Here is a 22,710-nt window from a genome sequence, read left to right on the forward strand (position 1 = left end):
CGAGGTAAAGATGTCTGTTTTTCCACAAGGATTTTTATGGGGCGGCGCGCTTGCCGCCAACCAGAGTGAAGGGGCTTACCGTGAAGGCGGCAAAGGACTGACGACGGTCGATATGATCCCCCACGGCGCGAATCGTCTGGCGGTGAAGGTCGGTAAGGAAAAACGTTTTACGTTGCGTGACGACGAGTTTTACCCGAGCCACGAGGCGATTGATTTTTACCATCGCTACAAAGAAGACATCGCCCTGATGGCGGAGATGGGCTTTACGGTATTTCGTACCTCGATTGCCTGGAGCCGCCTCTACCCGAACGGCGATGAGCCGCTGCCCAATAAAGAGGGGATTGCCTTCTACCGCGCAGTGTTCGAAGAGTGCAAAAAATACAACATCGAACCGTTGGTCACCCTGTGTCATTTCGACGTACCGATGCACCTGGTCACGGAGTATGGATCCTGGCGCAACCGCAAGATGGTCGATTTCTTTGCCCGCTATGCCCGTACCTGTTTCGAAGAATTTAACGGTCTGGTGAAATACTGGCTCACCTTCAACGAAATCAACATCATGCTACACAGCCCGTTCTCCGGCGCGGGGCTGGTGTTTGAAGAGGGTGAGAACGAAGATCAGGTAAAATATCAGGCCGCGCATCACGAACTGGTGGCAAGCGCCCTGGCGACCAAAATCGCCCATGAGGTGAACCCGGAAAACCAGGTCGGCTGTATGCTGGCCGGCGGCAACTTCTACCCCTACTCCTGCAAACCGGAAGACGTGTGGATGGCGCTGGAGAAAGACCGCGAAAACCTGTTCTTTATCGACGTGCAGGCGCGCGGCAGCTACCCGGCCTATTCTGCCCGCGTGTTCCGCGAAAAAGGGGTAGTGATTGTCAAAGACCCTGGCGACGATGAACTGCTGAAAAACACCGTCGATTTTGTGTCGTTCAGCTATTACGCCTCGCGCTGCGCGTCGGCGGACATGAACGCCAGTAATACCAATGCGGCGAATATCGTGAAATCCCTGCGCAACCCGCACATCCAGGTCAGCGAATGGGGCTGGGGGATCGACCCACTGGGGCTGCGCATCACCATGAACATGATGTACGACCGCTATCAGAAACCGCTGTTCCTGGTGGAAAACGGCCTCGGTGCGAAAGACGTCATGGATGAACACGGTGAGATTAATGACGACTACCGTATCAGCTACCTGCGCGAACATATTCGTGCGATGGGCGATGCCATAGAAGACGGTGTGCCGCTGATGGGCTACACCACCTGGGGCTGCATTGACCTGGTGGCCGCATCCACGGGCGAGATGAGCAAACGCTACGGGTTTGTCTATGTTGACCGCGATGACGCGGGCAACGGTACGCTGGACAGAACGCGTAAGAAATCGTTCTGGTGGTATAAGAAGGTCATTGCAAGTAACGGCGCGGATCTGGCGTAGCCTGTTGCTCTCTCCCCCTCCCTCTCCCTCTCCCACAGGATGCGGGCGAGGAGGTGTCCAGGCCGGGTGGAAGCTACCACCACCCGGCACTGCTCACAGTCGGGAAAAACCGCCGTCCCCACGCCATCCGGCAAGCCGGGAGTAAACCTCTTCGACGGCCTCTTTCACCGGCGGCGTCATCGGATAATAAAACCCAACGATGTCCGGCTGAATGCCCAGAAACAATACCTCACCCACGTCGTCTTTAATCTGATCGACCAGATAGTTCAGCGGCATATTGTGGGTGGTCATCATAAACATCTCGGCGATGTCATCCGGATCAATCAGGCGGGTTTCCCCCGGATTAAGTCCCATATCGGTTGCATCCACAATCAGCAGCCTGTCCGGGTGCAGCTCACGGATCGCCACCACATCGTTTTCCGGTGCGCTGCCGCCGTCAATAACCACCCATTCGCCCTGCGGATGCGCGGCACACATTTGTGCAAGCAGCGGGCCCGCGCCGTCGTCGCCCATCATGCTGTTGCCGACACACAGTAAAACATCAGTCACGTAATCTCCTCACCATCAGGTAGATGGCACTCTCCTGATGAATATCATGCAGCATGCTGAGCAAAATTTTGCTCCAGGCCTGCTGCTGCGGGGTTTGCACGCTCAGCGCGGCGTCGAAAGCACTGGCGAGCATCGCAATGTGGTTGGCGTCGATAACGATCTCACCGTACTTCGGCACGCCTTCCATTTTGCGGCGCGCCGTACTGCCCTCCGCCAGCGTGGCGATCCACGCCAGATAGTCAGGCCACGGGCAGCTTAATGCCGTTTCGAGACAATCTATCACCCCGAGGTGATGCCCAATGGCCAGGCTGTAATAGACCACCTGCTGCGCCGCATCCGGCGTGGCATCGTTCTCATCAATAAACTTACGGCTCAGCTGACTGAACACCACCGTTTCACTCATCGGATACGCGCCTCTTCCACCACCTGATTCAGGTTCGCGACGATCTCATTAAGACGAGGATCGTTTTCCGCCTCCAGCCAGCGCGTGACCTGATGATCGCCCTGGCTCAGCAGACGCAGATAATCGTCGGCAATCTGGCGACCATAGCGATACCCCGCGAGCCGGCGCGCCGTGCGATCGACCTTCACGCGCAGCGGCTGCACCATATCCGGGTGCAGAATTGCGGCAGCCTGGTTGTCGCGTTCACCCGGTTCACGGGCATGTATTTTCTGCTCCAGCAGCCCGAGCGCCATGGCAAAACCGTACAGCGTGGCCGCAGGCGTTGGCGGACAACCGGGAATGTAGACATCCACCGGAACAATTTTATCGGTGCCGCCCCAGACGCAGTACAGGTCATGGAAGATGCCGCCGCTGTTGCCGCAGGCACCGTAAGAGATACAGATTTTTGGATCCGGTGCGGACTGCCAGGCACGCAATGCTGGCGATCTCATGGCACGGGTAACGGCACCGGTAAACAGCAAAATGTCCGCATGACGCGGTGAAGGCACCACTTTAATACCGAAGCGTTCGGCGTCGAACAGGGGCGACAGCGTGGCAAAGATCTCAATCTCACAGCCGTTGCAGCCGCCGCAGTCCACGCGGTACACATAGGCCGAACGTTTAATGTTTTTAAGCAGCGAGGCCTTCATGCTGGCGATGGATTCCTCCACCGTCATCGGCACCGGAATGCCGTTAGCGTCGCGTGGGCCGATCAGGTTTTCCATCAGCTGGCCTCTCTCATATGACGGGTAATATCGATGCGGTCCGACGGCAGCAGGCATTTCTGCCGTTTGCAGTCCGGGCAGGTTTCAAAGCTTTCGCGATGATGCTCCGCGCGGGCATCGCCGTTGTGCTGCAACAGCGCGATGGCGTAGTCGATCTCTTTTTGTACGGCAAACGGGCGTTTGCAGACACGGCAGTTGCACAGCGCGAAACGCGACTGCTGCAGAAAATCCTCTTTCTTCCAGACCGCCAGTTCGTACTCCTGCGAAAGACGGATCGCCACCGTCGGGCAAACTTCCTCGCAGCGGCCGCAGAAAATGCAGCGCCCGAGGTTGAACTGCCAGGCCAGCTCGCCCGTTTTCAGATCGGTTTCCACCGTCAGGGCATTTGACGGGCAGGCGTTAACGCAGGCAGCACAGCCGATGCACTGTTGCGGGTTGTGCTCCGGCTTGCCGCGAAAGTTTTTATCGACCGGCATCGGCTCCAGCGGATAGCGGCTGGTCACCGTCCCGGTTTTGATCACTTTTTTGATGAAGGTAAACATGTTGACTCCTGCTTATGTGCTGCCTGTGCTCCGCACCCGGATCTCTCATCAAAAGAGGGTCAGGGTGAGGGCATCAGCCTGCACAAAATCCCCTATTTCAGCGGCGAGTTCTTACGCTCGATGCTGTAGCGCTCCAGCTCTTTGTACGGCACCACCTGGCTTTTCTTCTTGCGCACATCCACCACCGTCATGCGGTCGGTGCAGGAGTAGCACGGATCGAGGCTGCCAATGATCAGCGGCGCATCGGATACCGTATTGCCGCGCAGCATGTAGCGCAGGGTTGGCCAGTTGGCGTAGGTTGCCGCACGGCAGCGCCAGCGGTAGAGCTTCTGGTTGTCACCGGTCATGCTCCAGTGGATATCGTCTCCACGCGGGGCTTCGGCAAACCCCAGCGCGAAGCGGTTTGGAATGTAGGTGAAGCCCTCGACCATCAGCGGACCGCCCGGCAGATTATCCAGACCGAAGTCGATCATGTTCAGCGCGGTGAAGACCTCGTTGATACGCACCTTCAGACGCGAAATAACGTCGCAGCCCTGCTCGCTGTGCACGGTCATAGGCAGCAGGCCGTAGCCGACGAACGGATGATCGGCGCGGGTATCGCGGGCGTGGCCGCTGGCACGAACCATGGGGCCAACGTTACTGAAATCGCGGGCGATTTGCGGATCCAGCCGGCCAATACCGACGGTACGCTGCTCAATGTTCGGCGTGCTGAGCAGCATATCCACCAGCTCCTGAACGTCGCGACGCATCTGCTGCGCCAGCTGGCGGGTCTGGATCATGTCATCTTTCAGCAGATCGCGACGAATCCCGCCGATCAGGTTCAGACCGTATGTTTTACGCGCCCCGGTCAGGATCTCCGCCATCTTCATGGAGGCTTCACGTACGCGGAAAAACTGCATAAAGCCGGAGTCAAAACCGACAAAGTGACAGGCCAGACCGAGGTTCAGCAGGTGCGAGTGCAGACGCTCCACTTCCAGCAGGATGGCGCGGATCATCTGCGCGCGTTCCGGCACCACAATCCCCATGCCGTTTTCCACCGAGGTGGTGTAGGCGGTACTGTGGGCAAACCCGCAGATGCCGCACACGCGGTCAGAGAGGAACGTCACTTCGTTATATCCCATCCGGGTTTCCGCCAGCTTTTCCATCCCGCGATGGACGTAGAACAGGCGGTAGTCGGCATCAATAATATTCTCGCCGTCGACAAACAGGCGGAAGTGGCCCGGCTCGTCAGACGTGACGTGCAGCGGGCCTATCGGCACCACGTTGTTCTTTTTGCTGCCGAGTTCATTGATGAACGCGTAAGTCTCGCTGTCGGTGGTCGGGGCCGGACGCTGACGGTAATCCATGCTGTCTTTGCGCAGGGGATAGAGTTCGTCTGGCCAGTCGTCCGGCAGTACCAGACGGCGCTCATCCGGAAGCCCAACCGGGACCAGACCATACATATCGCGTACTTCGCGCTCGCCCCAGACGGCGGCGGGCACGCGCGGGGTGACAGACGGGTATTCCGGTTTGTTGGGATCCACTTCGACACGCACGGTGAGCCAGCACTTCTCACCCTGCTCCATCGACATCACGTAGTAAACCGCATAGTTTCCGCACAGCTGACGCTCGTCGTTGCCGAACAACACCGACAGCCAGCCACCCTGCTGGTAGTAGAGAAACTCCACCACTTCCGGCAGGTAGTTCACTTTCACGGTCACCGTTATCTGGTCTTTGGTTTGCCAGGACTCCTCCAGCACCACGCCCGGGAAGGCCTGGTGCAACGCGGCGAGATACTGCTGACCTTTCTTTTCTTCAGACATAAAAACTCTCTTTAATCACGCCACCAGCAAGGAGACGAACGCTAAAAATGCAAAACCAAAACCGGCCCAGGTGATGCGCGACGTCGCCACAAAACGCAGACGCGCCATGCTGTTCTCAAACAGGGTAATCACCAGCACGCCGACAAGTAGCTTGAGCACGGCAACGACCACCGCCAGCACCAGACCGGCCGCGGAAAAGTGCGTCATCTGCCCCCACGGGAAGAAGACACCGACAAACATCTGCAGCACCACCAGCTGTTTGAGGCTGATGCCCCATTTCAGCACCGCAAAGCCGTAACCGCTGTACTCGGTCAACGGACCTTCCTGCAGCTCCTGCTCCGCTTCCGCGAGGTCGAATGGCAGTTTGCCCATCTCGATAAACGTGGCGAATGCGCAGGCGCAGAGCGCCAAAAGCAACGGAAGGGAACGATCCACGGGCCAGTGATACACGGTATGAGTGATAAAGCTGATATGGGTTGACCCCGCGACCTGCGCAGCGACCCACAGGCCGAGCAGCAGGATCGGCTCAACCAGCACGCCGAGCATGGCCTCGCGGCTGGCACCAATCCCGGTAAACGGGCTGCCGGTATCGAGGCTGGCAATCGCGAAGAAGAAACGCGCGATGGCGAAGAGGTAGATAAGCGTAATGAGATCGCCCAGCACCGGCAGCGGCGACCCGACGGTGACGACCGGTAACGCCGTGGCGATGGTGAGCATGACGCCAGCCAGCACAAACGGTGTCAGGCGAAAGACCCATCCTGCCGCATCCGGGGAAACGCTCTGACGTCCCATCAGCTTGAACAAATCACGGTACTCCTGGAGTACACCAGGCCCGCGACGGTTATGCATCCGGGCACGCGCCACGCGGCTCACCCCGGAGAGCAACGGCGCCATGGCAAATAGCACCAGCGCCTGAAGTATTGCCAGTAACAGACTCATGTCAGGCTCCTCGTGAAATCACAATCACAACCAGTACCGCCAGCTCGATCAACGCCAGTCGGCGGAACAGCACGGGCACGGCAGCGCTCTGCCAGCCCGGCACCCACCCCACCGGGTTAAGCCAGTCCCGCAGTTTCAGCACCGCGGCAAAGTTCTCTTTGACCGGCATGGCAAAGCCGTGCGCTGTGATCACCATGGATTGCTCGTGTGCGTAACCGCAAGCCCAGGCGGTACCGCGTGCGCGGGCGGAGAGGCGGTCGCGTCTGAAGAACAGCATCAGCACGAACGGCAGCAGCGGCGCGGCAATCAGCAGCAGCGCAATCATCGGCTGGGACACCGTGGTATGCGCCGTGGTGAGCGGCAGAGGAATGGCGTTACCCAACAGCGGAAGAAGCCACGGGGCAGCTACCCCGCCCGCGATGCAGCACAGCGCCAGCGCGACAACGCTCGCCCCCATTAATGCCGGCGCACAGCAGGCGTTTTCGGCCTCACGCGTGCGCGGTGCACCCAGGAAGGTCACGCCGTAAACTTTAGCCATACACATCACCGCCAGCGCACCGGTTATCGCCAGCCCAACCGCCAGCAGCGGGCCGAGCAACCGGGCGATAAACACCTCGCTCTGACCGAGTGCGAAGAAAGACTGATAGATAACCCACTCGCCGGCAAAGCCGTTCAGCGGCGGCAGCGCAGCCATTGCCATCAGCCCCACCAGCATGCACAGAGAGATAACGGGCATTTTTTTGCCGATGCCGCCGAGTTTTTCGATATCGCGATGACCGGTGCGGAACCAGACGCTACCGGCCCCGAGGAACAGAGTGCTTTTAAACAGGCTGTGGTTGATCAGGTGATACAGGCCGCCGATAAAGCCGGCCGCAATCAGCGCCGGTTGATTGAGCGCCAGCCCGGTAACGCCTGCGCCAATACCCAGCAGAATAATGCCGATGTTCTCAAGGGTGTGGTACGCCAGCAGACGCTGGATATTGTGCTCCATCAGGGCGTACAGGCCGCCGACGAAGGCGGTGATCATCCCGGCGACCAGCAGCACAACGCCCCACCACAGCGGTGGCTGCCCACCGGTGAGCGTTATCGTCAGAATGCCGAACAGACCAACCTTCATGACAACCGTCGAGAAGAGCGCTGCGGCAGGCGCGGAGGCATGTGCATGTGCCTGTGGCACCCAGCCGTGCAGCGGGATAATCCCGGCCAGCAGGCCAAAGCCGATCACGCCAAGGAGCCAGACATCATTCCCGAGCGACTGGCCGTTAAGGGCGGAGAAGTCCAGCGTGCCGAAGCGCTGCCACACCAGCCAGCAGGCCAGTGCCAGCAGCAACGTGCCAAGACGCCCCAGCGCAAACCACAGTTTGCCGGAGGTGCTACAGCCCGTAAGGAATACGCCGCACAGCGCCATGATCTCGGCCATCACCACCAGCGCGCCGAGGTTGCTGGCAGTCACGGTACAGACCGCCGCGGCCATCAGCAGATTGACCAGCAGACCGTTGGGCTGGGTGTGCTGATGGCGGTGCCAGTCAATATTAAACAGGCTGATAAACACGCCGCACAGACCAAAGGTCACCAGCCAGATGGCATTCAGCGGCGTAATTTCAACGGTGTGCCGTATCAGCGGCATCACCGCTTCGACAGATTGTCCGCCTGTTAACACGAGGCCACCGGCCACCAGCGTCATCACGCTGCCAACCGCCCCGCCGATACCGGCTATCCAGCCGCTCAGGGTTTTATGGAAAGAGAAGATCAAGGCCAACACAGCGGCGGCGGCAAAATAGGCCACCGCGCTGGTAATCATCATCACCGCGTTCATTTCGCCCCCTCGTTCAGCGCCTGAAGCAGAGAAAGATCGCCGAAATCACTGTTAATGGTCAGCTCACGCTTACGTTTACTGGTGCGAACGATGTCGCGAATATTGACCAGAATCAGCGCCTTCGTCGGGCAGGTGCGCACACAGGCTGGCCCTTGTTCATCAAAGCTGCACAGGTCGCATTTGACCGCAACGGCACGCACGCCGGGAACCCAGTCAAGCAGCGTGCTCACCTTCGCCGGCGCAGGTGGCGCTGGCGGCGCTTTCGGGGAGTTGGCATTCGCCGGGATATGCAGCGGACGGCTGCCGGAAAATTCAATCGCGCCGAACGGACAGGCAATGCCGCACAGTTTGCAGCTCACGCACAGACTTTCATTCAGCTGCACCGCCCCCTCGACACGGGTGATGGCATTAACAGGACAGACTCCCGCGCAGGGGGCATCTTCACAGTGGTGGCAGAGCTGCGGCGCAGACTCTTTTTCATTACGCATGACGCGCAGGCGCGGCATGGACTGTAGCCCGTGCTGACGGTGCGTTTCCGAACAGGCCGCCTCACAGGTTCGACAGCCAATACAGACCGTCGAGTCAGCAATTACAAAACGGTTCACCGGGTCATCCTCTGGTGATAGTCATTTTTGACGAAAAACTGTCTTGTCGACACTTCTCGACACGCAATGGTCAGGCCACGTTCGCTGAGATATTTCCATCCATCAGCTGTTTCAGGTTGACCGGGAGATCGTGTTCAACAGCGGCGTACAGGCCGTTATAAACCGGCGCGATTTTTTCCAGATAGTGCTCCAGCACCTGCTGGCGATCGCGGTTACTGACGTGACCATCGACCATTCCGTCGACCATCAGCTGCGCCTTCGCAATACACTGTTTTTCACCTTCTTTTGTTTCGACGTAGTACTCGATGGTGTGGCTGTTGAAGGTGTCGGCCAGGGTGACGTTTATCGTGAAATGGCCAAAGAGCACAAAGCGCATATCCCCCTGCGCTGCACAGCTCATGGCGTGGTGAAGACGGGCTTTTGACAGGGTGATGCCCTGAACCAGAGAGTTGCAGTAAAGGTGCCACTGCTCCTGTAACTGCTGATGGCGCTGCGCAATGTAATCCGCTTTTTCGCTAATTTCCCAAATAGTCATAAAAGGTATCCGGTTAATGGAGATAGCGGCTGTTAAGCAGATTCCATGCCAGTTTTTAATGCATTGATTTTTAAGTATTTTAATCAAAAGAAGCGTGTCAATCGCGCCGTGTCGACGTGTCATTTCGACAGCATTGACATCGTCACGCCTTAACAAAAATCAAGCTGGCACCGTTATTGCATTATCGGGGCAATTCATTGAGGAGGCGTCATGCACGAAATCACCCTCTGCCAGCGGGCCGTCGAGTTAATTGAACAGCAGGCGCGGGCAAACAATGCAAAACGCGTCACCGGCGTCTGGCTACAGGTCGGGGCCTTTTCCTGCGTTGAAACCAGCGCCCTGACCTTCTGCTTTGAGCTGGTGTGCCGCGGCACGCTGGCGGAAGGTTGTGAACTTCATATTGAAGAACAGCAGGCGGAGTGCTGGTGCGCGCAGTGTCAGCAATACGTCACTCTGCTTTCATCGAAGGTTCAGCGCTGTCCGCAGTGCCAGAGCAGCGAGCTTCGCATCGTGGCGGATGACGGCATGCAGATCCAACGTCTCGAAATCGAGAAGGAGTAAAATATGTGTAGTACCTGCGGTTGCGCTGAAGGCAACCTGTATATAGAAGGGGATGAACACCGTCCTCACGCCGCGTTTCGCTCCGCACCCTTTTCACCTGCCCCTCGTCCTGCAGCGGCATTAACCGGTATCACCTTCGCCCCCCAACACTCCGCTGCGGGCGACCTGCATTACGGGCATGGCGTCGCCGGTACCCACGCGCCGGGGATCAGCCAGCGTCAGATGCTGGAGGTGGAAATCAACGTTCTGGATAAAAACAACCAGATTGCAGCACGCAACCGCGCCCGCTTTGCCACGCGTAAACAGCTGGTCCTGAACCTGGTCTCCAGCCCCGGCTCCGGCAAAACCACGCTGCTTACGCAAACGCTCTACCGCCTGAACGGACGCATCTCCTGTGCGGTGATCGAAGGCGATCAGCAGACGGTGAACGACGCCGCGCGTATACGCGAAACCGGCACGCCCGCCATTCAGGTTAATACGGGTAAAGGCTGCCATCTGGATGCACAAATGATTGCCGACGCCACGCCTCGCTTGCCGCTGGCGGACAACGGCATCCTGTTTATTGAGAACGTGGGCAACCTGGTCTGTCCGGCCAGCTTCGATCTCGGTGAGCGACATAAGGTCGCGGTGCTCTCGGTGACCGAAGGTGAAGACAAGCCGCTTAAATATCCGCATATGTTTGCCGCCGCTTCGCTGATGTTGCTGAACAAAGTTGACCTGCTGCCGTACCTGAATTTCGACGTGGATAAATGCATGGCCTATGCCCGTGAAGTGAACCCGGAGATTGACATCATGCTGGTGTCCGCAACCCGCGGTGACGGGATGGACGCCTGGCTGAACTGGCTGGAGAGCGAACGATGTGCATAGGCGTCCCCGGACAAATTCACGCCATTGACGGGAATCAGGCCCGCGTTGAGGTGTGTGGCATATTGCGCGACGTCGACCTGACGCTCGTCGGCAGCACCGACGAAACCGGCGCCTCACGCCTCGGTCAGTGGGTGCTGGTGCACGTGGGGTTTGCCATGAGCATCATCAACGAAGCGGAGGCCCGCGACACGCTCGATGCCCTTCAGAATATGTTCGACGTGGAGCCGGACGTCGGGGCATTGCTGTACGGCGAGGAGCGGTAAACCATGCGCTACGTTGATGAATATCGCGCGCCTGAGCAGGTGATGCAGCTGATTGAACATCTGAAAACACGGGCGGCACGGCTGAGCTATACCGTCGAAAAGCCGCTGCGTATTATGGAAGTCTGCGGCGGGCATACGCATGCCATCTTTAAATTTGGCCTCGACCAGCTTCTGCCGGAAAACATCGAGTTTATCCATGGCCCCGGCTGCCCGGTGTGCGTCCTGCCGATGGGACGCATCGACGCCTGCCTTGAGATAGCCCACCAGCCTGACGTGATTTTCTGTACCTTTGGCGATGCGATGCGCGTGCCGGGCAAAAACGGCTCGCTGCTGCAGGCAAAAGCCCGGGGCGCGGATATCAGGATCGTGTACTCGCCGATGGACGCCCTGACGCTGGCCACCCATAACCCCGGTCGCAAGGTCGTCTTTTTCGGGCTTGGTTTTGAAACCACCATGCCCGCCACGGCCATCACGCTGCAGCAGGCCAAAGCCCGCAACATTGATAACTTTTTCTTTTTTTGCCAGCACATTACGCTCATCCCGACGTTACGCAGCCTGCTTGAAGAGCCGGACAACGGAATTGACGCTTTTCTGGCGCCGGGCCATGTCAGCATGGTTATCGGGACGGCGGCCTACGGCTTTATCGCTGAACAGTTCGAACGGCCTTTAGTGGTGGCTGGTTTCGAACCTCTTGATCTACTGCAAGGCGTGACCATGCTGGTTGAGCAGAAAATAGCAGCCCAGAGTGAAGTAGAAAATCAGTACCGCCGTGTCGTCCCCGACAGTGGAAATGTGGTGGCCCAGCAGGCGATAGCCGAGGTATTTAGCGTCGAGGGCGACAGCGAATGGCGTGGTCTGGGGCTGATTGCAGAGTCCGGCGTGCGCCTGACGCCAGCCTACCGGTCGTTCGACGCCGAAGACCACTTCCGCCCGCAGCCGCAACAGGTGTGTGACGACCCGCGGGCCCGCTGTGGCGAAGTGCTCACCGGCAAATGCAAACCCCATCACTGCCCGTTATTTGGCAACACCTGTAACCCGCAAACGGCTTTTGGCGCGCTGATGGTCTCTTCCGAAGGGGCGTGTGCCGCGTGGTATCAGTATCGCAATCAGGAGTCTGAAGCATGAATACGGTTGAAATGGCACACGGCAGCGGCGGCCTGGCGATGCAGCAGCTGATTAACCGTCTGTTTATGGACGCGTTTGATAACCCCTGGCTGGCGGAACAGGAGGATCAGGCCCGCATTGACCTCTCCACCCTGACCGCGCAGGGCGACAGGCTGGCCTTTTCCACCGACAGCTACGTGATTGACCCGCTGTTCTTCCCGGGCGGCGATATCGGCAAGCTCGCGGTCTGCGGCACGGCAAACGACGTGGCCGTCAGCGGCGCTGTTCCGCGCTTTCTCTCCTGCGGCTTTATCCTTGAAGAGGGGCTGCCGATGGAGACGCTCTCTGCGGTCGTCAGCAGCATGGCGCACACGGCACGCGAGGCGGGTATCGCCATCGTCACCGGCGACACCAAAGTGGTCCAGCGTGGCGCAGCCGACAAACTGTTCATCAATACCGCCGGCATGGGGGCGATCCCTGCCGACATTCACTGGGGCGCGCAGCAGCTTGCCGTCGGCGACGTGCTGATCGTCAGCGGATCGCTGGGCTGCCACGGGGCGACGATCCTGAACCTGCGTGAAGGCCTGGGGCTGGACGGAGAATTACGCAGTGATTGCGCGGTGCTGACCCCGCTTATCCAGACCCTGCGTTCCCTTCCAGGCGTGAAAGCCCTGCGCGATGCGACACGCGGCGGGGTTAACGCCGTGGTACATGAGTTCGCGGCACGCTGTGGTCTGGGTATTGAACTCACTGAACGCGCGCTGCCCGTTAAGCCTGCCGTTCGCGGCTTGTGCGAACTCCTCGGGCTCGACCCGCTAAACTTTGCAAATGAAGGCAAGCTGGTCATTGGCGTGGAGCGCGCGGCGGCCGAATCCGTACTCGAACAGCTGCGGGCACATCCTTTCGGGAAAGAGGCCGCGCTGATTGGTGAAGTGGTTGAGCGCAAAGGGGTACGCCTGACCGGGCTGTATGGCGTCAAGCGGACGCTGGATCTGCCGCATGCGGAACCTTTACCCCGCATTTGCTAGAACCGCGCCAAAAGCGGTCAGCACTGACTTTCTCTTTTTTGCCAGTTTCTATTGGAAAGCAATATGCCGTATACACCGATGAGCGATCTTGGACAGCAGGGCCTGTTTGACATTACGCGCACACTTTTACAGCAGCCCGATCTTGGCGCGCTGAGCGATGCCCTGACGCGGCTGGTCAGGCAATCAGCGCTGGCAGACAGCGCCGCAATTGTGCTCTGGCATAGCGCAAGCCATCGCGCGAGCTACTATTCAACGCGCGACAATGGCAAAGCGTTTGAGTACGAGGATGAAACCTACCTCGCTCATGGTCCTGTCCGGCGTATTCTTTCCCGCCCGGAGGCGCTGCACTGCAATTTTGAGGAATTCCGCGAAGCGTGGCCGATGCTGGCGCAGAGTCAGTTATACCCGCCTTTCGGCCACTACAGCCTGCTGCCACTGGCGGTGGAAGGGCATATCTTCGGCGGCTGCGAGTTTATTCGTCACACCGACCAGCCGTGGAGCGAGGCGGAATACGAGCGTCTGCACACCTTCACCCAGATTGTGGCCGTGGTCGCAGAGCAAATTCAAAGCCGCGTCACCAATAATGTGGATTACGACCTGCTGAGCCGCGAACGTGACAATTTCCGGATCCTGGTGGCCATCACCAACGCAGTGCTTTCGCGCCTCGATATGGATGAGCTGGTCAGCGAAGTCTCAAAAGAGATCCACCACTATTTCAAAATCGACGCCATCAGTATTGCGCTCCGGGGGCACCGGAAAGGCAAGCTGAACATCTACTCCACCCACTATCTTGATGAGGCAAACCCCGCCCACGAACAGAGTGAAGTGGATGAGGCGGGCACGCTCTCTGAGCGGGTATTTAAAAGCAAAGAGATCCTGCTGCTCAACCTCAACGAGCAGGATGCGCTCGCGCCTTATGAGCGGATGCTGTTTAACACCTGGGGGAATAAAATCCAGACGCTGTGCCTGCTGCCGCTGATGTCCGGCAATACTATGCTTGGTGTTCTGAAGCTGGCGCAGTGTGAAGAGGGCGTCTTTACCACCGCCAACCTGAAACTGCTGCGCCAGATTGCCGAGCGTATCTCCATCGCACTGGATAACGCGCTGGCCTATCAGGAGATCCACCGTCTGAAAGAACGGCTGGTGGATGAAAACCTGGCGCTGACGGAACAGCTCAACAACGTGGACAGCGAGTTTGGCGAAATCATCGGCCGCAGCGATGCCATGTACAGCGTGCTGAAACAGGTGGAGATGGTGGCGCAAAGTGACAGTACGGTGCTGATCCTCGGTGAAACCGGCACCGGTAAAGAGCTGATTGCCCGTGCGATCCACAACCTCAGCAACCGTAACAGCCGCCGCATGGTGAAGATGAACTGCGCCGCTATGCCCGCAGGCCTGCTGGAAAGCGATCTCTTTGGCCACGAACGCGGCGCGTTTACCGGTGCCAGCAGCCAGCGTCTGGGCCGTTTCGAGCTGGCGGACAAAAGCTCGTTGTTCCTTGATGAAGTGGGCGACATGCCTCTGGAGCTGCAGCCCAAACTGCTTCGCGTCCTGCAGGAGCAGGAGTTTGAACGTCTTGGCAGTAACAAACTTATCCAGACAGACGTGCGGCTCATTGCCGCCACCAACCGCGATCTGAAAAAAATGGTCGCCGACCGCGAGTTTCGAAGCGACCTCTATTATCGCCTGAACGTCTTCCCAATCTGCCTGCCGCCCCTGCGTGAACGGCCGGAAGATATCCCTCTGCTGGTCAAAGCGTTTACCGCCAAAATAGCCCGCCGGATGGGCCGCAACATCGACAGTATCCCCGCCGAGACGCTACGTACCCTCTCCTCGATGGAGTGGCCGGGTAACGTCCGTGAACTGGAAAACGTCATTGAGCGCGCGGTATTGCTGACGCGCGGTAACGTACTGCAACTCTCCCTGCCCGAAGTTTCCCTGCCCGAAACCCCGGTTACAGCCACCGACGTGGCGCAGGAAGGTGAAGACGAATATCAGCTGATCATGCGCGTGCTGAAAGAGACTAACGGTGTCGTGGCCGGACCGAAAGGTGCCGCCCAGCGACTGGGGCTAAAACGCACCACGCTGCTCTCGCGCATGAAACGTCTCGGGATTGATAAAGAGAGCCTGGTGTAGCGTCATTCTGGCTGAGATCCCGCATGCAGGCGTTGGGATACGGTTGTCAGCGAAGCGCCTGAACGGTTACTTTTTCGGGCGATACTTTTCCGGTAATTCCGGTACCGGGCGACGGTCATCCATCAGGTGGCGTACCGTCAGGATGGGATGACGCCATAACATACGTGGGCCAGCCCAGCACATCACCTGCTTCATCTCTTCGCGCCTGGCAGGCTGATAGCAGTGAACGGGGCACTGTTTACAGGCGGGTTTTTCCTCACCAAAAACGCATTTATCCAGGCGCTTATTGGCATACGCTTTCAGCGCCTGATAATGCCCCTCTTCCTGCGAAGCCTGGGGACACTGTGTTTCATACAGCGCGATCATTTTCGCGATCGTCGCTTTCTCACGTGCAATGCGTTTTCCGGACATAACGGCTCACCAGACAATAAAGTGCATTTATAATACGCCTTTCAGCTACTGATTTCAGGCGTTGCATTCTGTTTTCTGAAGGCTGATTCCAGTATTAAGCCCACGCCTGCAGTAAATCACTGGTATTTTATACAGCATCAGGAATGACCCTTGTCCACGTTGTCCGGAGGCCGTATGCACGAGATCGCTATCACCAAATCCTATCGTCATTTGAAAGTGGGGTATTTCAGAAAGCGTCATGAAGACCGTAACACCAAGATACCCAAACGCTACAGCGTGCATGCGGCGCTGAGCTTAAAGGGCGACTGGCTTGAAAAAGCGGGGTTTACCACCCATTCGCAGGTCAGAGTGGGGGTTGAGCATGGAAAAATTGTCATTGAGTTAGTGCAGGAAGGCACCTCGTAAAGCCGCGACATTTTTCTGCGCCGTACCTTTTTTTCATGCGACAATAGAAGGAACTAACGGCCACTGAGCCGCCCAAAGCGTATTATTTTCAAAGAAATGGACATCATAACTCCATGAGCACAATCGACAATTTCGACGCACATACGCCAATGATGCAGCAGTACCTGAAGCTGAAAGCACAGCATCCGGAAATCTTGCTGTTCTACCGTATGGGCGATTTTTACGAGCTATTTTATGACGATGCCAGACGTGCGTCGCAGCTGCTCGACATTTCGCTGACCCGGCGTGGCGCATCTGCAGGCGAGCCCATTCCCATGGCCGGTATTCCGCATCACGCGGTAGAAAACTACCTTGCGAAACTGGTGAATCAGGGTGAGTCAGTCGCCATCTGCGAACAGATCGGCGATCCGGCAACCTCAAAAGGGCCGGTTGAGCGCAAAGTCGTGCGTATCGTCACGCCTGGTACGATCAGCGACGAAGCCCTGCTGCAGGAGCGCCAGGATAACCTGCTTGCGGCACTGTGGCAGGACGGCAAAGGTTTCGGTTATGCGACGCTGGATATCAGCTCCGGACGTTTTCGTCTGAGTGAACCGGCAGATCGTGAAACGATGGCGGCTGAATTGCAGCGCACGAACCCGGCAGAACTGCTCTATGCCGAAGATTTTGCCGAGATGGCGCTGATTGAAGGCCGCCGCGGTCTGCGCCGTCGTCCGCTGTGGGAGTTCGAAATTGATACCGCGCGCCAGCAGTTGAATCTGCAGTTTGGCACCCGCGATCTGATTGGCTTTGGTGTGGAAAACGCCCCGCGCGGACTGTGTGCCGCGGGTTGCCTTCTGCAGTACGTCAAAGATACTCAGCGCACCACCCTGCCGCATATCCGCTCGATCACGATGGAGCGTCAGCAGGACAGCATCATTATGGATGCCGCGACGCGGCGAAATCTGGAGATCACCCAGAATCTGGCCGGAGGCGTGGAAAACACCCTCGCTTCCGTCCTCGACAGCACGGTGACACCGATGGGCAGCCGTATGTTAAAACGCTGGCTGCATATGCCCATTCGCGATACCGGCACGCTTACCTGTCGTCAGCAGACGATTGCCGCGTTGCAGGATCGCTACAGTGAACTGCAGCCCGTGCTGCGTCAGGTCGGCGATCTGGAGCGTATTCTTGCGCGTCTGGCGCTGCGTACGGCACGTCCGCGCGACCTCGCCCGCATGCGTCATGCCTTCCAGCAGTTGCCAGAATTGCGCAGCCTGCTCGCCGATGTGGATAGCGCGCCGGTGCAGAAACTGCGTGAAACCATGGGTGAATTTAGCGAGCTGCGCGAGCTGCTCGAACGCGCCATTATTGACGCCCCTCCGGTTCTGGTGCGTGACGGCGGCGTAATTGCCCCGGGCTACAACGAAGAGCTGGATGAATGGCGTGCGCTGGCCGACGGTGCCACGGACTACCTGGATAAGCTGGAAATTCGCGAGCGCGAACGCCTTGGGCTCGATACCCTCAAAGTGGGCTATAACGCGGTTCACGGTTACTACATTCAGATCAGCCGTGGACAAAGCCATCTGGCCCCCATCCACTACGTGCGCCGCCAGACGCTGAAAAACGCTGAGCGTTACATTATCCCTGAACTGAAAGAGTATGAGGACAAAGTTCTCACCTCGAAAGGCAAGGCGCTGGCGCTGGAGAAACAGCTGTATGAAGAGCTGTTCGACATGCTGATGCCGCACCTTGCAGACCTGCAGTCAAGCGCCAGTGCGCTGGCAGAGCTGGACGTGCTGGTCAACCTGGCAGAACGCGCTGAAACGCTGAACTACACCTGCCCGACCTTTACCGATAAACCCGGTATTCGCATCACCGAAGGCCGTCATCCGGTTGTGGAACGGGTGCTGAACGAACCGTTCATCGCCAACCCGCTAAGCCTGTCGCCGCAGAGAAGAATGCTGATCATTACCGGTCCAAACATGGGCGGTAAAAGTACCTATATGCGCCAGACAGCGCTTATTGCCCTGCTCGCCTATATCGGCAGCTACGTTCCTGCGCAAAAAGTGGAGATTGGCCCTATCGACCGTATCTTTACCCGTGTCGGGGCAGCGGACGATCTGGCCAGCGGCCGCTCAACCTTTATGGTGGAGATGACCGAAACCGCCAATATTCTGCATAACGCGACCGAATACAGCCTGGTATTGATGGATGAAGTCGGGCGCGGAACATCAACCTATGATGGTCTGTCACTGGCATGGGCCTGCGCTGAAAACCTTGCCAATAAGATCAAGGCAATGACGCTGTTCGCAACCCACTATTTCGAGCTGACACAGTTGCCAGAAAAGATGGAAGGCGTGGCAAACGTCCACCTCGATGCGCTGGAACACGGCGATACCATCGCCTTTATGCACACCGTACAGGATGGTGCCGCGAGCAAGAGCTATGGCCTGGCCGTGGCCGCGCTGGCGGGGGTTCCAAAAGAGGTGATCAAACGTGCGCGCCAGAAATTGCGTGAGCTGGAGAGCCTGTCACCGAATGCCGCGGCCACGCAGATTGATGGCACGCAAATGTCGTTGCTAGCCCCGGCAGAAGAGACGTCACCGGCCGTTGAGGCGCTGGAAAATCTCGATCCGGACTCGCTCACACCGCGTCAGGCGCTGGAGTGGATTTATCGCCTGAAAAGCCTGGTGTAGTCTGCACCCGGTGGCGCAATGCTTACCGGGCCTGCCGGGAAGTAGCGGTATCTTAAACATACAGGCCGGGTAAGGCGAAACCGCCTCCCGGCTTTTTTTAGCGCTTATCGTCGGCCAGTAACGGCGGGATCGTCGGCACCTGTGGTGCGTCATCGATATCCTTCTGCGTCATGCGAAACGCTTGCGGATAATGATCGCGGTGGGTCCGGCGTAGCGGTTCCGTGTCTCGCCAGGTATACAGACAATGCTGGCACTGATAGACAGTCCAGACCCCTTTCACCGGTGATGTTGCCATCACCTCAATATGCTCATCAGCACAACGTGGACATATCATCTTTTCCTCCTTATTGGCGTGCAGCCAGCATCGCAGTCAGTTTTTCGGCCCAGGCTTTGGTTTCAGGTAAATCCTGTACCGGCTGGCTGAAGTGGCCCCGGTTGTCGGGTGCAACAGGCGTGGTGGCATCAATAATCAGTTTGTCGGTAATGCCTGCCGGGCTGGAGCCCGGGTCCAGTTCAAGCACCGACATATTCGACAACTGCACCAGATCGCCCGCCGGGTTCACCTTCGAGGACAGCGCCCACATCACCTGCGGCAGGTTGAACGGGTCAACGTCTTCATCCACCATAATCACCATCTTCACGTAGCCCAGGCCGTGCGGCGTGGTCATAGCACGTAAGCCGACTGCGCGGGCAAAGCCACCGTAGCGTTTTTTGGTGGAGATAATCGCCAGCAAACCGTGGGTATACATGGCATTGACCGCCTGCACTTCCGGAAATTCTGCTTTCAGCTGCTGGTAGAGCGGTACACAGGTAGCCGGGCCCATCAGGTAGTCAATTTCGGTCCACGGCATGCCGAGGTAGAGGGATTCAAAAATGGGTTTTGTGCGGTAAGACACTTTATCAATACGCACCACCGTCATGTTACGGCCACCAGAGTAGTGCCCGGTAAACTCACCAAAGGGTCCTTCGATTTCGCGCTTGCGGCCTTCAATCACCCCTTCCAGAATGACTTCAGATCCCCACGGTACATCAAAGCCGGTCAGCGGTGCCGTCGCAATGGGATAGGGGCTTTCGCGCAGCGCACCGGCCATCTCATACTCAGATTGATCGTATTTCAGCGGCGTCGCGCCCATAAGTGTAATAATCGGATCATTGCCAAGCGTAATCGCGACCGGCAGATCTTCACCGCGCTCTTCCGCTTTATGCAAATGCAGGGCGATATCGTGCATCGGAACCGGTTGCAGACCCAGCTTGCGTTTTCCCTTCACTTCCATGCGATAGATACCGACGTTCTGCTTGCCGAAGTTATCCGCATCAAGCGGATCGCGCGAAACGACGCACGCTTTGTCGAGGTAAAAACCGCCGTCACCGTCGTTCAGACGGAACAGCGGCAGGATGTCGAAAAGGTTAATGTCTTCACCCTCCACCGTATTTTGAGCCCAGGCGGGATCTGCACGGCGCTCTGGCGTGACGGGGAATTTATCCCAGCGGCGAATAAACTCATCAATCTGTTTTTTGACGGGGGAGTTCGCGGGCAGTCCCATAGAAATGGCGTGATTCTGCCATGAACCAATGGTGTTCATTACCACCCGGGCATCGGTAAACCCGCGAATATTATCGAACCACAGCGCCGGTGCGCCGTCACCAATACGGCCTGTGGCATTGGCTGCCGCGGCCAGGTCCGGTTCTGCATTCACCTCTTCTTCAATTTTCAGCAGTTGCCCTTGCTCATCGAGCGCCTGCAGGAAGCTTCTCAAATCATCAAATGCCATCTTTATTCTCCTGTGAAAAATGTTTTGCTTCCCGCAACCCGTTCCAGCGGCGCGCTTTTTTGTGCTCCAGACCAAACTGGTCGAGCACGCGGGTCACAATGTGATGGGTGATATCGTCGGCGGTCTGCGGGTGGTTGTAATACGCGGGCATCGGCGGCACCATTGCCACGCCCATACGGGACAGTGCGAGCATATTCTCGAGATGAATGGTGCTGAGCGGGGTTTCACGAGGAACCAGCACCAGTTTGCGCCCCTCTTTCAGCACCACATCTGCCGCACGGCCCACCAGTCCTTCGGCGTAGCCTGCGCGAATGCCTGCCAGGGTTTTCATACTGCAGGGAATGACGATCATGCCGTCGGTGCGAAACGAGCCGGATGAGATAGTGGCAGCCTGATCGGCCGGGCTATGGACAACATCGGCCAGCGCAGCCACATCCTGTGCGGTGTAGGGTGTCTCCAGCTCAATGGTGGTTTTTGCCCATTTCGACATGACCAGATGGGTCTCCACCTCCGGCATGTCACGTAATGCCTGCAGCAACGCTACGCCCAGCGGCGCGCCCGTTGCGCCCGTCATTCCAACTATCAATCTCATTCAGCACCTCAATTAATTCGTTCGCATACGAACATATTAAATACGTTACTCCCGGATCCTGTTTCTGACAATATTGTTCGTACACGATCACATTAATTGCTAAAAATTGCCGCGTTAAAATCCTGGGCAAGAGCGGCTATCATAGGGAGAGAATTTTTCGTCGGAGTGTTCATGGAACTGAGACAAGAGGCGTTTCACCTGTTACGCCAGCTTTTTCAACAGCATACTGCCCGTTGGCAACATGCATTGCCGGAACTGACCAAACCGCAGTACGCGGTATTGCGGTCTATTGCCGAAAATCCGGGGATTGAGCAAGTTGCTCTGACAGAAGTGGCGGTCAGCACAAAGGCGACGCTCGCGGAGATGCTGAGCCGCATGGAGGCGCGTGGACTGGTAAAACGCGAGCACGATCCGGCGGACAAGCGCCGTCGTTTCGTCTTTCTGACGCCGGAAGGTGAAGCGCTGCTTGCCAGCTGTAAACCGCTCGGCAATGACGTGGATGAGGCGTTTTTAGGGCGGCTGAGCAACGACGAGCGGGCGCAATTCTCCGCACTCGTCAAAAAAATGATGCGCGACTAGTTAACCCGGGTGCGCATAAAGTCGATAAAGGTGCGCACTTTCGCAGGCACATGCGGGGCATCGGGATAAACCGCATAGATGCCCTGCCGCGCAAAGGTATATTCCGGTAAAACCGACACCAGCGTGCCGTCATCAAGCGCATGGCGCACCAGCCACGCCGGCAACAGCGCCACGCCACATCCCGCGAGCGCAAAGGCCATCAGCGCCTGAGCACTGTCCGCAAACAAACGCGGTGCTTTTTTAATTTCCAGCGTGGCAGGCTCACCGCTGGCATCGTTCACCTGCCAGCGCAGCGGCGAGGCTAAGCGCTCATGAATAATCCAGTCAGCTTTCGCCAGCTGTTCAAGCGATTCTACAGGATGGTTACGCAGCCAGCCGGGCGTCGCTACGGGGAAAATAGTGAACTGCGTTATCAATGCCGCGTGATAGCGTGAATCTGCAAGGGTTCCCAGCCGGATGGCGACATCAAAGCGCTCTGAAATCAGATCGGCATGCAGTGAAGACGAAACGTGACGCACGCGAAGGTCCGGGTGTTGCTGGCTAAACTCAGCCAGTAACGGGACCACAACCTGCGAGCCGTACTCCGGTGTGGTGGTGATCCGCAACTCCCCCGTGAGACCTGCATGGTTTGCACGGACGTCGTCCTTCAGGCGTTCCGCGTCCTTTAAAAGCGCGACGCTCCGTTGATGGAAAAGCCTCCCTGCCTCGGTTAACGTCAGTCGACGGGTGGAACGCAGCAACAGCGTGACACCCAGTTCATCTTCCAGCTGGCGGATATTGAAGCTGACCACCGCTTTTGTCAGCCCCATTGCCTCTGCTGCGGCGGTGAAACTGCCGCTATCCGCGACGGCGACAAACATCGCGGTACGCTGCAAATTAATCATTGTCAGCCCTATTACTGTCAAAAATTTTTTGACAGTATATCGC

The 22,710-nt window shown here is 57.8% G+C and carries 24 protein-coding genes; 10 read left to right on the forward strand and 14 right to left on the reverse strand.

Annotated elements, in window-relative coordinates; all coding sequences use genetic code 11:
* Positions 1-10: 10 nt before the first annotated feature.
* Positions 11-1,435 carry a 6-phospho-beta-glucosidase gene (locus tag AB6731_RS19735; RefSeq protein ID WP_020883838.1) on the forward strand — a complete coding sequence of 475 codons (1,425 nt, stop codon included), beginning with the start codon at positions 11-13 and terminating at the stop codon, positions 1,433-1,435.
* 93 nt (positions 1,436-1,528) lie between these two features.
* Here the strand turns inward: AB6731_RS19735 and hycI are convergent, their stop codons facing one another.
* The 9 genes from hycI to hycA all read right to left on the reverse strand — a co-directional run bounded on the left by hycI (position 1,529) and on the right by hycA (position 9,390).
* Entirely contained in the window at positions 1,529-1,984 is a 456-nt protein-coding gene (gene hycI, locus AB6731_RS19740; protein ID WP_014171360.1) for a hydrogenase maturation peptidase HycI, read from the reverse strand.
* Positions 1,977-2,387, reverse strand: coding sequence for a formate hydrogenlyase maturation HycH family protein (locus tag AB6731_RS19745; protein WP_047956020.1), 411 nt, complete (start codon positions 2,385-2,387; stop codon positions 1,977-1,979). The genes hycI and AB6731_RS19745 overlap by 8 nt, the downstream gene beginning before the upstream one ends.
* Positions 2,384-3,151, reverse strand: coding sequence for an NADH-quinone oxidoreductase subunit B family protein (locus AB6731_RS19750; protein WP_014171362.1), 768 nt, complete (start codon positions 3,149-3,151; stop codon positions 2,384-2,386). Before AB6731_RS19750 ends, AB6731_RS19745 begins: the two co-directional genes overlap by 4 nt.
* Positions 3,151-3,693 carry a formate hydrogenlyase complex iron-sulfur subunit gene (locus AB6731_RS19755; protein ID WP_014171363.1) on the reverse strand — a complete coding sequence of 181 codons (543 nt, stop codon included), beginning with the start codon at positions 3,691-3,693 and terminating at the stop codon, positions 3,151-3,153. The genes AB6731_RS19750 and AB6731_RS19755 overlap by 1 nt, the downstream gene beginning before the upstream one ends.
* Positions 3,694-3,785: 92 nt before the next feature.
* Positions 3,786-5,495: a formate hydrogenlyase subunit HycE gene (gene hycE / locus AB6731_RS19760; RefSeq protein WP_020883834.1), complete on the reverse strand. Its 1,710-nt coding sequence runs from the start codon at positions 5,493-5,495 to the stop codon at positions 3,786-3,788.
* Between the two features lie 15 nt (positions 5,496-5,510).
* A complete protein-coding gene (locus tag AB6731_RS19765) occupies positions 5,511-6,434 on the reverse strand; it encodes a respiratory chain complex I subunit 1 family protein (protein WP_371006693.1) in 924 nt (307 codons plus the stop codon).
* Between the two features lies 1 nt (position 6,435).
* A complete protein-coding gene (hycC, locus tag AB6731_RS19770; protein WP_371006694.1) occupies positions 6,436-8,250 on the reverse strand; it encodes a formate hydrogenlyase subunit 3 in 1,815 nt (604 codons plus the stop codon).
* On the reverse strand, positions 8,247-8,855 hold the full coding sequence (locus AB6731_RS19775) for a 4Fe-4S dicluster domain-containing protein (protein ID WP_014171368.1): 609 nt from the start codon (positions 8,853-8,855) through the stop codon (positions 8,247-8,249). Before AB6731_RS19775 ends, hycC begins: the two co-directional genes overlap by 4 nt.
* Positions 8,856-8,925: 70 nt before the next feature.
* Positions 8,926-9,390 (reverse strand): formate hydrogenlyase regulator HycA, encoded by a 465-nt coding sequence (gene hycA, locus AB6731_RS19780; protein ID WP_371006695.1) that lies wholly within the window; start codon positions 9,388-9,390, stop codon positions 8,926-8,928.
* Positions 9,391-9,600: 210 nt separating this feature from the next.
* On the opposite strand from hycA, the gene hypA reads away from it, so the two are divergent.
* The 6 genes from hypA to flhA all read left to right on the forward strand — a co-directional run bounded on the left by hypA (position 9,601) and on the right by flhA (position 15,349).
* A complete protein-coding gene (gene hypA, locus AB6731_RS19785) occupies positions 9,601-9,951 on the forward strand; it encodes a hydrogenase maturation nickel metallochaperone HypA (protein WP_014171370.1) in 351 nt (116 codons plus the stop codon).
* Positions 9,952-9,954: 3 nt separating this feature from the next.
* Positions 9,955-10,818 carry a hydrogenase nickel incorporation protein HypB gene (gene hypB, locus AB6731_RS19790; protein ID WP_279257793.1) on the forward strand — a complete coding sequence of 288 codons (864 nt, stop codon included), beginning with the start codon at positions 9,955-9,957 and terminating at the stop codon, positions 10,816-10,818.
* Positions 10,809-11,081, forward strand: a complete 273-nt coding sequence (locus AB6731_RS19795) for a HypC/HybG/HupF family hydrogenase formation chaperone (RefSeq protein ID WP_014171373.1) — start codon at positions 10,809-10,811, stop codon at positions 11,079-11,081. Before hypB ends, AB6731_RS19795 begins: the two co-directional genes overlap by 10 nt.
* A 3-nt stretch (positions 11,082-11,084) precedes the next feature.
* A complete protein-coding gene (gene hypD, locus AB6731_RS19800) occupies positions 11,085-12,206 on the forward strand; it encodes a hydrogenase formation protein HypD (RefSeq protein WP_063213987.1) in 1,122 nt (373 codons plus the stop codon).
* Positions 12,203-13,213 carry a hydrogenase expression/formation protein HypE gene (gene hypE, locus AB6731_RS19805; RefSeq protein WP_044865615.1) on the forward strand — a complete coding sequence of 337 codons (1,011 nt, stop codon included), beginning with the start codon at positions 12,203-12,205 and terminating at the stop codon, positions 13,211-13,213. The genes hypD and hypE overlap by 4 nt, the downstream gene beginning before the upstream one ends.
* 63 nt (positions 13,214-13,276) lie before the next feature.
* Complete coding sequence (flhA, locus tag AB6731_RS19810) at positions 13,277-15,349, forward strand: formate hydrogenlyase transcriptional activator FlhA (protein WP_020883827.1); 2,073 nt, start codon at positions 13,277-13,279, stop codon at positions 15,347-15,349.
* A 66-nt stretch (positions 15,350-15,415) separates the two neighbouring features.
* Here the strand turns inward: flhA and AB6731_RS19815 are convergent, their stop codons facing one another.
* On the reverse strand, positions 15,416-15,760 hold the full coding sequence (locus AB6731_RS19815; RefSeq protein WP_371006697.1) for a nitrous oxide-stimulated promoter family protein: 345 nt from the start codon (positions 15,758-15,760) through the stop codon (positions 15,416-15,418).
* 174 nt (positions 15,761-15,934) lie between these two features.
* On the opposite strand from AB6731_RS19815, the gene AB6731_RS19820 reads away from it, so the two are divergent.
* Entirely contained in the window at positions 15,935-16,165 is a 231-nt protein-coding gene (locus AB6731_RS19820; protein ID WP_020883826.1) for a SymE family type I addiction module toxin, read from the forward strand.
* Positions 16,166-16,278: 113 nt separating this feature from the next.
* Complete coding sequence (gene mutS / locus AB6731_RS19825) at positions 16,279-18,840, forward strand: DNA mismatch repair protein MutS (protein WP_121339778.1); 2,562 nt, start codon at positions 16,279-16,281, stop codon at positions 18,838-18,840.
* 97 nt (positions 18,841-18,937) lie between these two features.
* Here mutS and AB6731_RS19830 read toward each other — a convergent pair whose 3' ends face one another.
* From AB6731_RS19830 to AB6731_RS19840, 3 genes are read right to left on the reverse strand one after another with little or no spacing between them, the layout of a single operon-like run.
* The gene (locus AB6731_RS19830; protein ID WP_014171381.1) at positions 18,938-19,174 is read right to left on the reverse strand and encodes a non-oxidative hydroxyarylic acid decarboxylases subunit D; all 237 of its coding nucleotides are present in this window, start codon (positions 19,172-19,174) and stop codon (positions 18,938-18,940) included.
* Positions 19,175-19,184: 10 nt separating this feature from the next.
* The gene (locus tag AB6731_RS19835) at positions 19,185-20,612 is read right to left on the reverse strand and encodes a non-oxidative hydroxyarylic acid decarboxylases subunit C (RefSeq protein ID WP_371006699.1); all 1,428 of its coding nucleotides are present in this window, start codon (positions 20,610-20,612) and stop codon (positions 19,185-19,187) included.
* Positions 20,602-21,204 (reverse strand): non-oxidative hydroxyarylic acid decarboxylases subunit B, encoded by a 603-nt coding sequence (locus AB6731_RS19840; protein WP_014171383.1) that lies wholly within the window; start codon positions 21,202-21,204, stop codon positions 20,602-20,604. Before AB6731_RS19840 ends, AB6731_RS19835 begins: the two co-directional genes overlap by 11 nt.
* A gap of 171 nt (positions 21,205-21,375) precedes the next feature.
* On the opposite strand from AB6731_RS19840, the gene AB6731_RS19845 reads away from it, so the two are divergent.
* Complete coding sequence (locus AB6731_RS19845; RefSeq protein WP_020883824.1) at positions 21,376-21,783, forward strand: MarR family winged helix-turn-helix transcriptional regulator; 408 nt, start codon at positions 21,376-21,378, stop codon at positions 21,781-21,783.
* On the opposite strand, the gene AB6731_RS19850 is transcribed toward AB6731_RS19845, so the two are convergent.
* Positions 21,780-22,667: a LysR family transcriptional regulator gene (locus tag AB6731_RS19850; RefSeq protein ID WP_032680395.1), complete on the reverse strand. Its 888-nt coding sequence runs from the start codon at positions 22,665-22,667 to the stop codon at positions 21,780-21,782. The genes AB6731_RS19845 and AB6731_RS19850 overlap by 4 nt on opposite strands.
* Between the last annotated feature and the right edge of the window lie 43 nt (positions 22,668-22,710).

The sequence above is a fragment of the Enterobacter sp. RCC_40 genome, assembly GCF_041360735.1.
GTDB lineage: Bacteria > Pseudomonadota > Gammaproteobacteria > Enterobacterales > Enterobacteriaceae > Enterobacter > Enterobacter ludwigii.

What these genes read in the sequence shown, in the direction of transcription:
- AB6731_RS19750 (WP_014171362.1), bottom strand. Translation starts at nt 3,151, where the DNA reads ATGGAAAACCTGATCGGCCCACGCGACGCTAACGGCATTCCGGTGCCG.
- hypE (WP_044865615.1), top strand. Translation starts at nt 12,203, where the DNA reads ATGAATACGGTTGAAATGGCACACGGCAGCGGCGGCCTGGCGATGCAG.
- AB6731_RS19850 (WP_032680395.1), bottom strand. Translation starts at nt 22,667, where the DNA reads ATGATTAATTTGCAGCGTACCGCGATGTTTGTCGCCGTCGCGGATAGC.
- mutS (WP_121339778.1), top strand. Translation starts at nt 16,279, where the DNA reads ATGAGCACAATCGACAATTTCGACGCACATACGCCAATGATGCAGCAG.
- hycC (WP_371006694.1), bottom strand. Translation starts at nt 8,250, where the DNA reads ATGAACGCGGTGATGATGATTACCAGCGCGGTGGCCTATTTTGCCGCC.
- AB6731_RS19755 (WP_014171363.1), bottom strand. Translation starts at nt 3,693, where the DNA reads ATGTTTACCTTCATCAAAAAAGTGATCAAAACCGGGACGGTGACCAGC.
- AB6731_RS19845 (WP_020883824.1), top strand. Translation starts at nt 21,376, where the DNA reads ATGGAACTGAGACAAGAGGCGTTTCACCTGTTACGCCAGCTTTTTCAA.
- AB6731_RS19735 (WP_020883838.1), top strand. Translation starts at nt 11, where the DNA reads ATGTCTGTTTTTCCACAAGGATTTTTATGGGGCGGCGCGCTTGCCGCC.
- hycE (WP_020883834.1), bottom strand. Translation starts at nt 5,495, where the DNA reads ATGTCTGAAGAAAAGAAAGGTCAGCAGTATCTCGCCGCGTTGCACCAG.
- AB6731_RS19830 (WP_014171381.1), bottom strand. Translation starts at nt 19,174, where the DNA reads ATGATATGTCCACGTTGTGCTGATGAGCATATTGAGGTGATGGCAACA.
- hypD (WP_063213987.1), top strand. Translation starts at nt 11,085, where the DNA reads ATGCGCTACGTTGATGAATATCGCGCGCCTGAGCAGGTGATGCAGCTG.
- AB6731_RS19815 (WP_371006697.1), bottom strand. Translation starts at nt 15,760, where the DNA reads ATGTCCGGAAAACGCATTGCACGTGAGAAAGCGACGATCGCGAAAATG.
- AB6731_RS19835 (WP_371006699.1), bottom strand. Translation starts at nt 20,612, where the DNA reads ATGGCATTTGATGATTTGAGAAGCTTCCTGCAGGCGCTCGATGAGCAA.
- hycA (WP_371006695.1), bottom strand. Translation starts at nt 9,390, where the DNA reads ATGACTATTTGGGAAATTAGCGAAAAAGCGGATTACATTGCGCAGCGC.
- AB6731_RS19820 (WP_020883826.1), top strand. Translation starts at nt 15,935, where the DNA reads ATGCACGAGATCGCTATCACCAAATCCTATCGTCATTTGAAAGTGGGG.
- hypA (WP_014171370.1), top strand. Translation starts at nt 9,601, where the DNA reads ATGCACGAAATCACCCTCTGCCAGCGGGCCGTCGAGTTAATTGAACAG.
- hypB (WP_279257793.1), top strand. Translation starts at nt 9,955, where the DNA reads ATGTGTAGTACCTGCGGTTGCGCTGAAGGCAACCTGTATATAGAAGGG.
- AB6731_RS19765 (WP_371006693.1), bottom strand. Translation starts at nt 6,434, where the DNA reads ATGAGTCTGTTACTGGCAATACTTCAGGCGCTGGTGCTATTTGCCATG.
- AB6731_RS19745 (WP_047956020.1), bottom strand. Translation starts at nt 2,387, where the DNA reads ATGAGTGAAACGGTGGTGTTCAGTCAGCTGAGCCGTAAGTTTATTGAT.
- AB6731_RS19840 (WP_014171383.1), bottom strand. Translation starts at nt 21,204, where the DNA reads ATGAGATTGATAGTTGGAATGACGGGCGCAACGGGCGCGCCGCTGGGC.
- flhA (WP_020883827.1), top strand. Translation starts at nt 13,277, where the DNA reads ATGCCGTATACACCGATGAGCGATCTTGGACAGCAGGGCCTGTTTGAC.
- AB6731_RS19795 (WP_014171373.1), top strand. Translation starts at nt 10,809, where the DNA reads ATGTGCATAGGCGTCCCCGGACAAATTCACGCCATTGACGGGAATCAG.